The organism is Desulfobaccales bacterium (assembly GCA_041648175.1).
Classification (GTDB): Bacteria; Desulfobacterota; Desulfobaccia; order Desulfobaccales; family 0-14-0-80-60-11; genus 0-14-0-80-60-11.
In genome coordinates, this window is record JBAZPO010000010.1 from 83731 (window position 1) to 98453 (window position 14723).

Sequence of the window (14723 nt, forward strand, 5' to 3'; positions counted from 1 at the left end):
ACTCATTGCCAAAATTTTTTTATTAACCCCTCACCCTGACCTCTCCCAAAAGGGGAGAGGAGAATAAGAGGAACGAACTTTTGGTAAGCGCTATAAGCCCTGGTTTTTCATTTGATCAGCTCCTGGAGCGCTTGCTTGACTAAGTTGTATTCGGCCTCAGCCAGCGCCACAGTGTCCGAGACCTCAGCCATTCTGCCTTCTCTGCTGAGCATCTCCAACCCTTTGGCCAGTTCGGATAATTTCGTTGCCCCGATTTGGGCGCTGTTGGATTTAAGACTGTGCGCGGTGCGACGGAAGAGTTCAGCATCATTGGCGGTCAAGGCCTGCTGCATATCCAGCAACAGATTGGGCGCGTCCTCATTAAAGACCTCGATGACTTCGCCGATGAAGTCGTCGCCCATGGCCTGCCGAAAACTCTCAAACTGCTCAGGGTCAATGGCCGGTCCTGATTCCGGAGGCAAATCCGGGGAAGCCTTCGGTTGGGTTTGGTTCAGGGCCGAAACCAAGGCCTCGACGCGAATCGGCTTGGTAATATAGTCATCCATGCCAGCATCTAGGCACTTTTCCCGGTCTCCCTGCATGGCGTTGGCGGTCATGGCAATAATCCGCGGTTTTTGGGCGGCAGACCAGGTCTGCTTGATGCGGCGTGCTGCTTCCAGTCCGTCCATCTCCGGCATCTGCACGTCCATCAATACCACGTCATAAGGTTGGCGCTGCAAGGCGGCCAGGGCTTCTACGCCATTGGCGGCCACGTCGGCCTGATATCCCATCCGCGCCAACAGTCGCAAGGCGACTTTCTGGTTCACGGCATTGTCCTCGGCCAGGAGAATTCGCAGCGGCAGCCGTTGGGCCTGGTGGGAATCGATATGGGCCGTAGCCGCGGCGCCGCTTTGGCGAACGGTTATCGGTTGCTCCGCAAAAAGGTTCATCAGGGCGTCGAATAATTGGGAGGGTTTGATGGGCTTGGTGATTTGGGCTGCGAAGATTGAGCTGTCCGGGCCAGTTTCCCGGTGACCCAGGGAAGAAAAGAGCACCAAGGGCAGGGTGGGGTTCAAGGCGCGAATCTCCCGGGCTAGCATGACGCCGTCCATTTCCGGCATTTGCATGTCCAGAATCACCACATCAAAGGGGTCGCCACGCCTGATCCATTCCAGCGCCTCCCGGGGTTTACCTGTGTCCCGGGCCAGCATGCCCCAGGAGCGCGTTTGGAGGACGAGGATGCGGCGATTGGTGTCGTTGTCGTCCACGGCCAGTATGCGTTTGCCGGCTAGGTGGGGCTGGAGCCTCAGCAACTCCTGCCGGGTGACTACGGGCATGACTACCGGCTCGGCCTGGATGGTGAAATGAAATGTCGCTCCCTGCCCCGGCAAGCCGGTGCTTTCGACCCACATGCTGCCGCCCATCATTTCGCTGAGCCGCTTGCAGATGACCAAGCCCAATCCCGTGCCGCCGTATTTGCGGGTGGTGGAGGCATCCACCTGGCTGAAAGATTGGAAGAGGCGGCCGAGACGATCTGGCGGTATGCCGATGCCGGTATCCGTCACGGCAAAATGCAAAACCAAGTGAGCAGGCGAAGCCATGGCGGGTTTTCCTGCCTCAGTCAATTCGCCGGATTCCACCCGGGCCGTCAGGACAATTTCCCCTTTTTCAGTGAACTTCACGGCATTGGTGAGCAGGTTGACCAAGATCTGCCGCAGGCGGGTGACATCGCCGGCAATAGTGGCCGGGACTTCCTCAGCAATCTGATAGGCCAATTCCAGACCTTTATGCGCCGCCAAGGTGGTCACCATATCCAGGGCGCTTTCAAGGCAGTGGCGCACATCAAAAGGCTGGTGCTCCAGTTCCATTTTGCCGGCCTCGATCTTGGAAAAGTCAAGGATATCGTTGATGATATTCAGGAGAGCGTCGCCGCTGGCACGAATCGTCTCGGTGAATTCCCGTTGTTCTTCATTAAGGGGGGTATCGAGTAAGAGGTGGGTCATGCCGATAACCCCGTTTATCGGGGTGCGAATTTCGTGACTCATCATGGCCAGGAACACACTCTTGGCCTCGTTGGCGGCTTCGGCGGCTTCTTGGGCCTCTCCGGCTTCGGCGTAAAGGCGGGCATTGTCCAAAGCCAAGGAAGCCAGTTCCGCAAAACGCTCAAGAAGTTCCGTCTCCTCCTCGCTAAATGTCTGGCCGGTTTCCCGGTGGCAGGCCAGACCGAGGACCCCGGTGGTCTGGGTCCCGGACTTAAGGGGAACTCCCATAACCACCCGGATGGCTTCGTAATCCAAATCAAGATTGTCGGCACGTTCTCCCCAACCCTGGTAATCTTCAATAAGTAATGGCTGACCGGTTTGCCAAATCTTCCCGGACAGACCTTGTCCCATCTTTAAGGTGGAGCCCAGGACTCCGCTGAAAATCCCCGCTCCAACCTTGCATTCCAGCACCTTTTTTTCCGGTTCGACCAGGAAAATAAAACCATGCGGCGTCCCTAATAATTGGCCGGCGCGATTGATCAGGGCTTGTAATAATTCTTGCAGGTTTAAGTGATTAATCAGGCCCAGGGTGGTTTCATGCAACGCGGCCAGATATTCTTTTTGGCGATGGAGCGCTCCTTCCATACGTTTACGCTCCGTGATATCCCGGATTATTTCGATGGCTCCCGTAAGATTTTCGGCAGAATCATACAGGCTTCCGGCTGTAGCCGCGAGATAAGCGCCGCCTTCTTTGAGCTGGGGGACATAGGTCTCGCCGCAGAGAATTTCTCCCCGCCTGCTCACCCGGGTATATTGGGCCCTGAATTCTGCTTCCTCATTGAAAATATAATCTATAAGGATCGGTCTTCTTTCCCCATAGAAGGGTAGAGCATATTCAAAATTGCCCTTCCCCAGGATATCTTGGGCCTTAACCCCGGTCATTGCTTCTATGGCACGGTTCCAGGCGATGACCGAACCTCCCTGGTCGATGACCAGAGTGGCGTCCGGCAAAAAATCAATGATATCCATAAGCCGGCGTTCGGATTCCCGCACCGCTGCTTCGGCTCGGACCCGCTCACTGATATCCAGGAAAGCTCCATAAATAAAATCAATTTCGCCGTGGGCATTACAAATTATCTGACTGCTCTCTTGAATCCACAACTGGTTGCCGTTTTTATGTTTGATGCGATATTCTCTTATATAGGACTTATCTCCTTTTAAGGCTGCCACTACTTTTTGCCGCATACCTGCAAGGTCTGCTTCGACCACAATATCCAGCCATTTCATTTTCCTGGAGGAAAAATCTGCTTTCGGGTAACCGGTCAAAGACTCAATCTTGTCATCGACGAAATCAGCCGACCAATCCTTATAGCCTTTAAAGACCACATTGGGCAGATTTTTTATCAGGAGCCGATACTTGGCCTCACTGTCGCGCCAAGCCTCATCAGCAGGGGGGTTGCCGCCACCGGTTGCCTGCGAATGGGCCAGTTGCTGGCGCAATTGGTTTAATTCTTCTACCAGTTCGTCTTTGGTTTTATCGTGGTCCCTCATGTCAGCCTCTGTCTTGGTATCGGAACATTTTTCCTTTATCTTTATATTAAAGAGGGGGGCATGATAATCCCTGGATTCCAAAAATAAACCTGCCACGAAGAGATTTCCACTGGGTATCTCGCCTTTGACGGGGCTGGTTGCTGGGTTTGGCCAGATTTTTCTGCGAAGGTGGGTATGAAAAATGTAAGGGGTTAGATTTTTCATCTAACCCCTTAGTTTAATGTGGTAGCGGGGGTAGGATTTGAACCTACGACCTTCGGGTTATGAGCCCGACGAGCTTCCAGGCTGCTCCACCCCGCGTCATTGACTTATGATTTTGTATTTATAACCATTTGACTCTGTTTCGTCAATGGCCAAAATGCCTGGCCTCTGACTGGCTGGCCCCGCAGTGCGTCAGAACTCGCTATAATTATTAATAAAAGAAAATTTGGCGTCGTGATGACTTTATGGCCGCGATGCCTTATGGAAGGCGGATACTGTTGTTGCCATGCTTTCTGCAACCTTTAAAATTATACGGTCCCCTGGGCCTTATCCTGAAGGTGAGTCTCCCCGGCCGCAGCCAGGTCGGCGGCCAGGTGGGGAAGCGCCGTAAAGATGAGTACAGCCCCTGCGGCCAGGGCTACCAAAGTAAGGGAGACGCCCCAGGTGAGGCTGCCCAAATCAGAGGCCAGGCCGATGAGAAAAGGGGAGGGTACATCCCCAACCAGATGAATAACCACGATGTTCAAGGCCACGGCCTGGGCCCGGCGCCATGGCCCCGCCACGCTCACCACCACCGCGGTGAGCACCCCGGGGTTGAGGAAGAGGAAGAATATGGCCCCTGCCAGGCCTGGGATATAGAAGGCGGGGTGATGGGCAAAAATGGCCAGGGCCGCCAGGGGCAAGGCCAGCACGATTCCCAGGCCACTGACCCACAAAGGCGCCCCGAGGGTATAGGTGAGCAGGCGATCTCCCAGGAACCCGCCCGTCAGGGTGCCCAGCCCACCGGCCAGGGTCACGGAGCCGAACAAAAGCAGGTTGGCCTGCGACAGGGTGAGGCCTTTCGATACTTCCAGGTAGTGGGGCATCCAGAACGCCAGGCCTCCCAGGGCAAAAGTCACCATGCCGTAGCCCAGGGTGACGCGGCGCAAGGTGGGCACCTTAAATAGTTGCCAATACGTGGCTAGAGGCGCAAGGGCAACCGGGGGCGCAATCGTTGCCCGAGATTCGGACCGGACCTCGCTGAGGCGGTAAATCAGCCCGGCCATGAGCAAGCCTGGCAATCCCGCCAGGAGGAAGGCCGGCCGCCAGCCCCAGTGGCTGCCGATCAGCCCGCCGATGAGGTAGGCCAGGGCGGTGCCCACCGGCAGCGCCAGGTAGAATAGGCCTAGGGCCCGGGCTCGGCGCCCCAACGGCAGGATATCGGCCAGATAGGCCGGCGCCAGGGTGCCGAAGGAGGCTTCGCCCACCCCCACCAGGCCCCGAGCCCCCACCAGGAAGGCATAAGAGGGCACCCAAAAAGTGAGGCTGGTGGCCAGGCTCCAGAGTACCGCGCCGCCAGCCATGAGGCGCAGGCGGCCGAAGCGGTCTCCCAGATAGCCGAATAAGGGCGAGGTGAGAAAATATACCAGGAAAAAGGCGGTGCCTAAGAACCCGAAGGCCTTGTCGCTCAAGTGGAGGTCGGCCTTTATCAGGCTGCCTAAAGAAGCCACCAAATACCGGTCCAGATAGTCCAGGAGATTGAGGGAGGCCAGGATGATGAGGGCGCGGGTGGCGAGGGACAGGGGCATGGTTGAGTAATCAGTAATCAGTAATCAGTGGACAGTATGCAATAACTGGCGTTTTCTGGCAACCGCTATGACGTTCCTGCTTGATTATTTTAGGCGTAAAGGCGTTCAAAAAATTTCCAGAAGTCCGGGAAGGACTTGGCCACGCAGTCCGGGTCGGTGATCACCATGCCCGGGGCCTTGAGGCCGGCCACCGCAAAGCTCATGGCGATGCGATGGTCGTTATAGGTTTCAATGACGTCGCCCCGGGGTTCGCCGCCTCGGATGCTCAGGCCGTCCGCGGTCTCTTTAGCCTCGATACCCAGCTTGGTCAGTTCCGTCGCCACTGCCGCCAGGCGGTCCGACTCCTTGTGGCGCAGGTGGGCTACCCCGGTGATGACCGTTTCGCCCCGGGCGAAGGCCGCCAGCACTGCCAGGGTGGGGACCAGATCCGGCATGGTCGCCATGTCAACGGCTATGCCCTGCAAGGGGCCGCCTTGGAGGGTGAGTCCCTGGGGAGATTCGCTTAGGGTGCAGCCGAGGCGCTCCAGCACGTGGGGAAAGGCCGCGTCGCCCTGGCTGGACTCCAGGCTCAGATTGGTGATGGTGACGCGCCCTCGGGTGAGGGCCGCCGCGGCCCAGAAATAGGAGGCGCTGGAAGCGTCGGCCTCAATCACATAGTTCTGGGGGAGATAGCACTGGCCACCAGGGAGTTGAAAAAATTGATGGCCCTGCCGGTAATAGGAGATGCCGAAGTCGCTCAGGACTTCCAGGGTCAGGTCCACATAAGGCTTGGAGACCAGGTCGCCGGTGATTTCAATTTCGAGGCCGGAGGGCGCCAGGGGGCCGATGAACAGCAGGGCCGAGAGATACTGGCTGCTGATGGAGCCCGAGAGTCGCGCATGGCCGCCGGTGAGGCCGCCGGTGACGCGCACCGGAGGGCAGCCGTCGCCGTTTTCTGATTTGGCCTGCACTCCCACCTGACCCAGCGCGTCCAGCAGCTCCCCCAGGGGACGCTGGCAAAGGCGTTCGGTGCCGGTGAGGCGATACTCTCCAACTCCTAAGGCGACCAGGGCCGTGAGGAAGCGCATGGAGGTGCCGGAGTTGCCCAGATAGATGGGCTCGGCTACCCGCCGCCAGCGGCCGCCCCGTCCGGTCACTTGAATGGTCGTTCCTTGCCAGTCAATTCCTGCGCCCAACTGGGCCAGGGCCTGTGCGGTGAGTTCGGTGTCTTCCGCCTTGAGAGCATTAACCAGCACGCTGTCCCCGGTGGCCAGGGCCGCGGCCATCAAGGCCCGGTGGGTGTAGCTCTTGGAGCCGGGGAGGGTGAGGGTGGCCTCTATCGGGCCGTGGGGTTTGACTTCTCTAAATGGAAGCATTGGTATCACAAGATCGTTAATCCTTTTGGATTTTGCGCAGGTTAAGGTCTATGGCTTCCTGTATGCAGGGGGTGGGTTTAAAACCCGCCCCTAACCGTTCGCTCCCAAGGCTGCATGAGCCGCCCGTGCCATGACCTCCAAAGGCGCCACCTGCCCGGTCCATAATTCAAACTGGGCCGTAGCCTGATGGATGAGCATCTGGAGGCCGTCGATGGTAGCGCAGCTCCGGGCCAGGGCTTCTTTTAAAAGACGTGTCGTAAGGGGTTGATAGACTATATCCATGACTACCTGGAAGCCCGACAAAAGCTCTGGATTGATTGGAATGCCGTCAATATCCGGGGTCATGCCTACAGGGGTGGCGTTTACCAGAATGGTGGCGGGGCAGCGGTCGACGGCGTCTGGAGGAATCGCCTCAGCGCCTAAGTCTTTGACTAACGCGCTAGCGCGAGCCTGGTCCACGTCCGTCAGGGTGACCCGTCCGCCTGCCCGGATAATGCCGAAGGCGATGGCCCGGGAGGCCCCTCCGGCCCCCAGGATGAGGACGTGTTGGCCGGCAAGATTGGTTCGGGCTTGGAGCGCCGTCACCGCCCCCAGCCAGTCGGTATTATACCCGGTGAGGCGGCCGTCCCGGTTGACCACGGTGTTCACCGCGCCGATTTGGGCGGCCTGGGGGTCCAAGGCATCGATCAGGGGGATGACTTCTTCCTTGAAGGGGATGGTGACGCTCACCCCGCCGATAGCCAGGCCTCGCAGGCCCGCCACGGCTTGGGGCAGGTCGGTCACCGGGAAGGCCACATAGACCGCATTGATCCCCAGGTGCCCAAACGCGGCGTTGTGCATGGCCGGGCTGAGCGAATGAGTCACGGGGCGGCCCAGGATGCCGAAGATTTTTGTATAGCCGTTGATTTTTATGCTATCAGCCATTGGAGATCAACCAAATTTAAACATAATGATGAGCATTCTGTAGGGGCGGGTTTAAAACCTGCCCCTACATTTGGAGGCCAGATTCTCAAAGGATAGGACCTATTTCAGCGTTCTCCACACCTTTTTCAGGTCATTTACTGTAAGCTGGCCCGGGGCCGAGGCCCCTGATTTGCTAAAAGGCGCGAAGGCGAGAAAGCTCCCCATGAGGATAGCTGCCAGCCGGGACCATTTTCCCAAGGGGCCCATGCAAAAGGCGATGATTTCTTTGCCCTGCGCTTGGGCTTTGGGGATGAGCGACAGCAGGCGGACGTTGTCCTCCGGCTGCCGTGCCAGGGTGACCAGTTTGATGATGTCCGTATCGGAGGCGATCATCTCCGCCAGCACGGCCTCCAGCCGGGCAGAGTCCGGGGTGCCGGTAAAATCGTGCCAGGACAGGATGAGTTTGGTTTTATTCCGCCTGGCCGCCAGCTCCCGGCGAAAGCTAGCGTCTGTGGCCAGTTCCACATCCAGGCAGGTCACCCCCAACGCCAGGGCATCTGTAAGGAGCTTAAGGCGGTTCGCCTCGTCGCCCTGCCAGCGGCCACCTTCGGTGGCTAGGCGGTTGGTGGCGATCACCGGTCCCGGTAAGGTTCGGAAGAGTTTTTGTAAGTTCGGGTTGACCTCTTCCAGGTAGTCCAAGCGCACCTCGGTCCACAAGCCCTTACGCGCAGCCCGCTGATATTTGCCCCGGGCGCGGTTGACCGTGGCCTCCACCACCGGCACGCAGATGCGTAAGGGCGTTTTTCGTTTTTCGTTTTTCGTTTTTCGTTCTCCTGCCATCATCAAAATGTTTACTTAAAAAATTTCCCCAAAAACCTCACTTTTTATTCTTTTACCAAAAACCAAAAACCAAAAACGAAAAACCATCAACTTAAGTTCTCCACGCCCGCGGCCCGGGGGAAGGAGCCCAGGAGTTTGAAGTGGGCGCTGATGGCTTCGACTTCTTCCAGGGCCTGGCCCACCTGGGGTTCGGTGGTATGGCCGTCCACATCCACAAAGAAGAGATAACGCCAGGCTTCATTTCTGGCGGGGCGGGAGACGATGCGGGTCATGTTGAGTTCCCGTTCCGCCAGGGGGCGCAGGGTTTTATAAAGGGCCCCGGGGATATTGTCCACGGCAAAGAGGATGGAGGTCTTGTCTTTGCCGGTGGGTCCCGGAGCGTCGGAGCCGATAACAAAAAAGTGGGTGACGTTGCCGGGGTTGTCTTCGATGCGGGATTCCACCACGCGCAGGTCATAAAGGGGCGCCGCGAAGGCGCTGGCGATAGCCGCGGCGTTGGGATTTTTGGCCGCCTTCTGGGCCGCCACGCCGGTGGAAGCAACCTCAAGGATGGGGATCTCACCCAGATGCGTTCCCAGCCAGCGGCGGCACTGGGCGTAGGGCTGGGGGTGGGTGTAGATGACTTCGATATCGGCCCGCTGCCCGGATTTGGACACCAGGTCGTGGGAAACTTCCAGATAGATCTCGCCGCAGATCTTCACCGCGGTCTCGGCAAAGAGGTCCATGGAGATATTGACGATGCCTTCGGTGGAATTTTCGATGGGCACCACGCCGTACTGGAATTTGCCTTTCTCCACTTCGGCAAAGACCTCTTGGATGGTACTCATGGGGCCAAAGCGGGTGGCCCGGCCAAATTTTTTCAGGGCCGCCAGGTGGGAGAAAGTGGCCTCGGGACCCAGGAAGGCCACCCCGAAGGGCATCTGCACTTCCCGGGCGGCGGAGATGATCTCCCGGAAGATATTGCGCAGGGCCGAGGGGCTCAAGGGGCCGGGGTTCAGATGCATGAGATGGGCCAGGACCTCTTCTTCCCGTTGAAAATCCAGGGTGCCCCGGCCTTCCCGGTTTTTGATCTGGCCGATAGTCTGGGCCAGAGTTTGACGACGGTTCAACAGGTTCAGGAGTTCCTGGTCCAGGGCATCGATCTGGTTTCGGATGGCTTCTTTTTCCGTCATAGTCATTTCTCCAGGATGGTTTCCTGGATTTTATGGCCAAAGTGGCGGCCGGTTTCTTCCAGGGCCACCAGGATTTCGTCCCCAGGTTTGAGCGTGACAATGGATACGGCCTCACCGTTAGGACGGGTGAGGCGGATGGTCTCGGCATTTTGCAAGATGGTGCCAATCTCCCGGCCGTTTGCCTCAGCCTGCACCAGCATCAGGGGACGGCGTTCCACCTTGACCCGGCCCACCACCGCCGGGGAGCTACGCCCCTGGTGATTAATCAGGAGGACTTCGTCTCCGGCCTTAAGCTCCCCCAGATACCGGGTCTTATCGCCGGGAACCCGAATATAGGCATGCACAGGTCCGGCGTTGACCCGGAAGGGCCGGGGAGCGACATAAGGATTTTCCAGGGATTCGGCGTGCACCAGGAACAGGCCCCCGGAAGAGTTGCCCACCAGCATGCCTTCGCCCGGCCCCATGTTGCTGCAGGTATCCACGCAGACCCGGTCGCCCATCCCCAGGGGCTTAAGTTCGGTGATGCGGGCTGCGGTTAAGGCCACCGGCGGCGAGACATCTTTTACCAGGCGGGCGATCTCTTTGACCACCGCTGGGGTGGCAGCGGAGACCACCAGGCCGTCCACCCCTTTTTCCAGGACTCCCAGGGCGGTGAGGGCCGTGTCTTTGTCGCTCACCTCCATGAAGATGTTGCCGCTCTGGGCCACCAGATTTTCCAGGGGAATGATGGTCCAATCCGGAGTGCGCACCAGCACCGGACCCTGGCGGGCCAGGCGGATGACCTCGGCCTCGTCCGCGGTGCTCAAGATGGTGACCTCCTGGACGTCGATGCCCGGAACCAGGTCGCCGTCCGGGGCCACCACGGTGATGAGCCCCAAGGCCTTGACGTCTGCGGTCCGGCCTTCGGGAACCCAGACCGCGTCGGCCCCGCTTTCCAGGGCGGTGGTCACGAGCTTTTTATCCCAGGGGTCAACTTTAACCCAGAGTTTTTTCATGGCCGCATCCTTTTTACATCGTTTGCAGGAAGGCCAGGGCCTCATCGACCCCGGAGTTTTCATGCACCAGCATGCTGATGGCGCCTACCATGTGGGCAGGATTGCGATGCTGGAAGACGTTGCGCCCGATGGAGACGCCAGCGCCCCCGGCTTCGATGGAGCCTTGCACCATCTCCAGGATGTCGCGGTCGGAATTCATCTTGGGGCCGCCGGCAATGACCACCGGCACCGGACAGCCGGCCACCACTTTGCGGAACGACTCCACCGAACCGGTGTAGGAGACCTTGACGATGTCTGCGCCCAACTCTGCCGCCAACCGGGCCACGTGCATGATGACCTGAGGGTCGAATTCATCCTTAATCTTTTCGCCCCGGGGGTACATCATGGCCAAGAGCGGCATGCCCCATTCCCTGGCTTCGCGGGCGACCTGGCCCAGATCGGCCAGCATCTCCCGTTCGGAGCCGTTGCCTATATTGATGTGAATGGACAGGGCGTCCGCGCCCAGCTTCAGGGCCTCTTCCACGGTGCATATCAGGGTTTTGGCATTGGGATAGGGCGACAGGGCGGTGGAGCCCGACAGGTGAATGATCAGCCCCACGTCCTTGCCCCGGCGGCGGTGGCCGCTGGTTACCAAGCCTTTGTGGATGATAATGGCATTGGCCCCGCCCGTGGCCACCGCATTGACGGTGGTCTTCATGTCGATGAGGCCTTCGATGGGCCCTACCGTGACGCCATGATCCATGGGGACGATCACGGTGCGCCCGGTGTCCCGGTTCATAATGCGTTCCAAGCGAATCTGTTTGCCGACCACGTCTTCCTCCCTCGCCGCTTTGCCTGCCAGGCTTTGACCCCGGCCCATAAAAAAAACCGTGGTCGCCTCGCCTGCGCCACGGCTTTTAAAAGATTTTTTAGTTTAGGGCTACATTCTTTTAAAAGTCGAGGCGCACTCCTGGCCCGGTAAAATAATAATAGCTAAAATAAAAATCGACGGTCCGGAGCCAGATGGATTGCATTTTCTTGAAGTCCTCGACTTTTGATACCCTAAATTATCCGTGCCCCCATGTCAATAAAAAATTATTTTGGCTATAATTTAAGTGATTCAGAAGTCGGGCAATGACCCCGCCGAGAGCTTGTCGGCCGATTCCGCCCCGCTCGACCCAGAGATCTTAGTGAAGGAGGCGGTATGCCCCGCATCGATGATTATAAGGCAGCCATCGCCCTGGCGGTGGCGGAGTTGAAACAAGTAAATCCCAAGCGGCTGGAGGCTCGCTGCGGTGCTGAATATTTTGTCGAGGACGCCCGGGACGGCCTCGTTGTCCCTTATTTCGGCCAGCCGCGCCGCATTACCTGGCCTGAGGTCAGTGTAACCCCTGGCACCGGCCCGGGAGAGATTTCGCTCCCGGAGCAGATCCTCGTCTTGCACTACTTGCTGCACGCCTCGGGAGAGCCGCTTGCCGGCCGGGTCATCGATTTCCGTGAGGTCCCGGAAGGCGGATTTTATTGGTCGGCCTTCGTCTCCCGGGCCAAAAAGCCGCTGTTGGAGACCTTCGGCCTTGACTTGAAGCTCTACCTCAAGGTGGCGGTGAGTCTGGGAGGCCAACCCCAGCCATTGGGCGATGCCGCGGCCTCATTTCTGGCCTTTCCCCGTGTGCCTATTACCCACGTTCTCTGGGGCGGTGATGAAGAGTTTCCCTCCGAAGCCAATATCCTTTTCGATGCAACCATCCCCGGCTATTTTCCAACCGAAGATGTCGCGGCGCTCGCGGGCGCCTCAGTGTACCGGTTGATGGGAGCGGCCCGGCAGTTTCAACAAAAGGGGTAAATCAACGAGAGACTATAGCCCCAGGTCTTGCCAGCCAGGATGAGCGCTAGAAACGATACTTGCGAAATCCTAAATAATGGTTATAATTTAATTTAGGGGGCGTAACGGCTTCGACGTAAATAGGGAACTGTGAGTTGCATGCCGAGGTCCTGTCCGCTCGTAAAACGGGTAGGAAAACCACAATTGCTGACAACTACAGCTACGCTCTAGCCGCTTAAGGCTAGCATCTGAGGCTCGATGCCGGGAGAGGGCCCCAGATGACGGTATCCTGGCGAAGCCGCCAACAAGGCCCATGGGTTGGCGGACGAAAATTTAAGGTGGGCTAGCCTCTAAGGATTCTGCCGGTGGAAGCCTTCTTGGGGCGAAACTAAAACATTGGCTACGCATGTAGAAGCTTCCAGGGACTATTGGCGGACGCGGGTTCGACTCCCGCCGCCTCCACCAATTAATTAGTTAGAAAATTCAAGTATTTATCTCATCAAGGCGACCCGGAATTTGGCCATTGTGTCTGTGATTGTGCCTATTCCGGGTTGCCTTTTTCATTTGCAGTTCCTGCCAACAAACCTTCCAGCGCCGAACCATCCTGCCTGGTCAAGTTAGGAATGTAGCGGCCATAAGTTTTGTAGATCATCGCCGTGGTTACATGGCCCAGGGTTCGGGCTACCCACTCCGGGGTTTCTCCTGCCGCCAAGGCCCAGGATGTAAAAGTATGCCGGATCTCGTACATGCGCCGATAGGGCAATTGGCTTTTCTTCATAGCCCTCATCCACAATTCCCGGAGTTTGTCTTGCAGGATTGGCCTTCCCTCCATATTTAGGAAAACATATGGGCTTTGAGGGTTAGCCAGCTGAATCTGTTGCTCTTCCAACACGTTCTTCATGGATGGCCGGATTTCAATCCGGCGATTGCTGGCGGCTGTTTTGAGCTCGGCCTTCTCCAGATTTCTCACCCGGCTCAACTCAACATGGATAAACCGATCATCGACTGCTGACCATTTCAGGGCCACCTGCTCTGATGGCCTCATGCCCGTAAGCACCGCCAGTTTGAAGTATGGCCTGTACCAAGCCGGAATGAACTCTATCAGACTGGCCCATTCCTCCATGGTGAATGGGTGGATACGCAATCTCTTCACCTGTGGCAATTTTAACGCATGGAAAGGGTCCGGCAGATCAATCCAGTCAAACTCGCCACAGGCATCCTTGAAAATCACCCGCAAGGGTATCAGGATATTGTGGATCCTCTTAGCAGTCAGGGGACTGCCTCCTGGCGACTTTTTAGTCCGCAGGTGCGACAGAAACTTCTTCATGAGCACTGGCCGGAACTCGCTAAACGCCGACTTCCCGAAGTAAGGCAAGAGGTGGCTCCTGAGTATGCTGGTGTAATCTCTAACTAAACTGGCGCTCATGCCAGGGCTCATCTCCGGCCACCATTGCTCCACATAATCACCAAAGATGATGTCCTTTGGGGCTCTCCGAAAGGTCTTGCCCTCCAACCTGGTGAAGTGGTCCATCTTGCTGTTGTGAGGGAAACTTTTCCCGAATTCAAATACCCCGTTTTCGATTTGGGAGACAATGAGGTCCAGCATTTTTCGCAAGCGCAAACGGTTCGTAGGGTTGTCATCCAGCCCGGAAGGCTCCCGAACTCGGTCCCCCAGATAGTAGAAGTCCACCCAGAGTCTGTCCCCCCGGGCGTAAACCCGACCGGATTTCCCGGCATTAAGCCGACCCCTGGTCCTCGTTTCCTGTTTAGACGTCTTGGGAAAGTCGATTACTTTAGCCTGTTGCATGTGTCAGTCCTCTCCGCCCTTCCAATCACCTCCCATCTGTCCAGATGTCACCATTTCCTGGTTACCACGGATCGAGGGCTGGTGTCAAATGCCCGGTCTTGAATTACGATCAAACAGTTATCGTTACCCAGGTTGGTTTCCTGGACTCCAATATGGTCGCCACGAAGCCATGACTCCACTGCACTCCAAATGAATAAAAGCTTTCTGGGTGTTGGTTTCAGGTAATGAATATCCTTCAAGAGTTTCTTCTGCCAGACGAGATTGCGTATAGTTCCAGGCGACATTTTTATCCGCGAGCCTAATTCATTCACCGTCATATATTCTTCCACAATAATTGTCCTCTTATCTCTATCAGTCCCAGGATATTGAAAGCCGGAAGTTATTATTCCTTGGGACATCGTTCGCAGTTATTAGCGGATGAAGCTGATGTTATGTAAAGTCTTAAGCCCCATCTTCTCTGGCAACGAGTTCTTTTTTGTCAGCCAAGCCCGTTAACCGGCTGCGGCCGGTATTGCCCCGAGATTAGGCGTCCAGCTAGGCAGAGCAAGTTACTTTTAAGGGAGGCGTCG

Annotated in this window: 10 protein-coding genes, 1 tRNA gene and 1 other RNA gene; 2 read left to right on the plus strand and 10 right to left on the minus strand. The window is 57.3% G+C overall.

Features of this window, described 5'->3' with window-relative positions:
* Positions 1-107: 107 nt before the first annotated feature.
* The 9 genes from WC600_10910 to WC600_10950 form a co-directional block, all read right to left on the minus strand.
* Positions 108-3512, minus strand: a complete 3405-nt coding sequence (locus WC600_10910) for a response regulator (protein MFA4903240.1) — start codon at positions 3510-3512, stop codon at positions 108-110.
* A 223-nt stretch (positions 3513-3735) separates the two neighbouring features.
* A tRNA-Met gene (locus WC600_10915) sits at positions 3736-3812 on the minus strand.
* A 209-nt stretch (positions 3813-4021) separates the two neighbouring features.
* Positions 4022-5281, minus strand: coding sequence for an MFS transporter (locus WC600_10920; protein MFA4903241.1), 1260 nt, complete (start codon positions 5279-5281; stop codon positions 4022-4024).
* A gap of 89 nt (positions 5282-5370) precedes the next feature.
* Entirely contained in the window at positions 5371-6636 is a 1266-nt protein-coding gene (gene aroA / locus WC600_10925) for a 3-phosphoshikimate 1-carboxyvinyltransferase (protein MFA4903242.1), read from the minus strand.
* Positions 6637-6726: 90 nt separating this feature from the next.
* Positions 6727-7560, minus strand: a complete 834-nt coding sequence (locus tag WC600_10930) for a shikimate dehydrogenase (GenBank protein MFA4903243.1) — start codon at positions 7558-7560, stop codon at positions 6727-6729.
* Between the two features lie 99 nt (positions 7561-7659).
* Positions 7660-8382: a type I 3-dehydroquinate dehydratase gene (gene aroD / locus WC600_10935; protein MFA4903244.1), complete on the minus strand. Its 723-nt coding sequence runs from the start codon at positions 8380-8382 to the stop codon at positions 7660-7662.
* 83 nt (positions 8383-8465) lie between these two features.
* Positions 8466-9551, minus strand: a complete 1086-nt coding sequence (gene pheA, locus WC600_10940) for a prephenate dehydratase (protein MFA4903245.1) — start codon at positions 9549-9551, stop codon at positions 8466-8468.
* Positions 9552-9553: 2 nt separating this feature from the next.
* Positions 9554-10546, minus strand: coding sequence for a 3-dehydroquinate synthase II (locus WC600_10945; GenBank protein MFA4903246.1), 993 nt, complete (start codon positions 10544-10546; stop codon positions 9554-9556).
* A gap of 13 nt (positions 10547-10559) precedes the next feature.
* The gene (locus WC600_10950; GenBank protein ID MFA4903247.1) at positions 10560-11405 is read right to left on the minus strand and encodes a 2-amino-3,7-dideoxy-D-threo-hept-6-ulosonate synthase; all 846 of its coding nucleotides are present in this window, start codon (positions 11403-11405) and stop codon (positions 10560-10562) included.
* A 324-nt stretch (positions 11406-11729) separates the two neighbouring features.
* On the opposite strand from WC600_10950, the gene WC600_10955 reads away from it, so the two are divergent.
* Entirely contained in the window at positions 11730-12368 is a 639-nt protein-coding gene (locus WC600_10955) for a DUF3786 domain-containing protein (GenBank protein ID MFA4903248.1), read from the plus strand.
* A gap of 95 nt (positions 12369-12463) precedes the next feature.
* Positions 12464-12812, plus strand: a transfer-messenger RNA (tmRNA) gene (ssrA, locus tag WC600_10960).
* A gap of 76 nt (positions 12813-12888) precedes the next feature.
* Here ssrA and WC600_10965 read toward each other — a convergent pair.
* Complete coding sequence (locus tag WC600_10965; GenBank protein MFA4903249.1) at positions 12889-14154, minus strand: DUF3596 domain-containing protein; 1266 nt, start codon at positions 14152-14154, stop codon at positions 12889-12891.
* Between the last annotated feature and the right edge of the window lie 569 nt (positions 14155-14723).

Coding starts and splice junctions, on each gene's coding strand:
- aroD (MFA4903244.1), bottom strand. CDS start 8,382: ATGATGGCAGGAGAACGAAAAACGAAAAACGAAAAACGAAAAACGCCC.
- pheA (MFA4903245.1), bottom strand. CDS start 9,551: ATGACGGAAAAAGAAGCCATCCGAAACCAGATCGATGCCCTGGACCAG.
- WC600_10920 (MFA4903241.1), bottom strand. CDS start 5,281: ATGCCCCTGTCCCTCGCCACCCGCGCCCTCATCATCCTGGCCTCCCTC.
- WC600_10910 (MFA4903240.1), bottom strand. CDS start 3,512: ATGAGGGACCACGATAAAACCAAAGACGAACTGGTAGAAGAATTAAAC.
- aroA (MFA4903242.1), bottom strand. CDS start 6,636: ATGCTTCCATTTAGAGAAGTCAAACCCCACGGCCCGATAGAGGCCACC.
- WC600_10955 (MFA4903248.1), top strand. CDS start 11,730: ATGCCCCGCATCGATGATTATAAGGCAGCCATCGCCCTGGCGGTGGCG.
- WC600_10945 (MFA4903246.1), bottom strand. CDS start 10,546: ATGAAAAAACTCTGGGTTAAAGTTGACCCCTGGGATAAAAAGCTCGTG.
- WC600_10965 (MFA4903249.1), bottom strand. CDS start 14,154: ATGCAACAGGCTAAAGTAATCGACTTTCCCAAGACGTCTAAACAGGAA.
- WC600_10930 (MFA4903243.1), bottom strand. CDS start 7,560: ATGGCTGATAGCATAAAAATCAACGGCTATACAAAAATCTTCGGCATC.
- WC600_10950 (MFA4903247.1), bottom strand. CDS start 11,405: ATGGGCCGGGGTCAAAGCCTGGCAGGCAAAGCGGCGAGGGAGGAAGAC.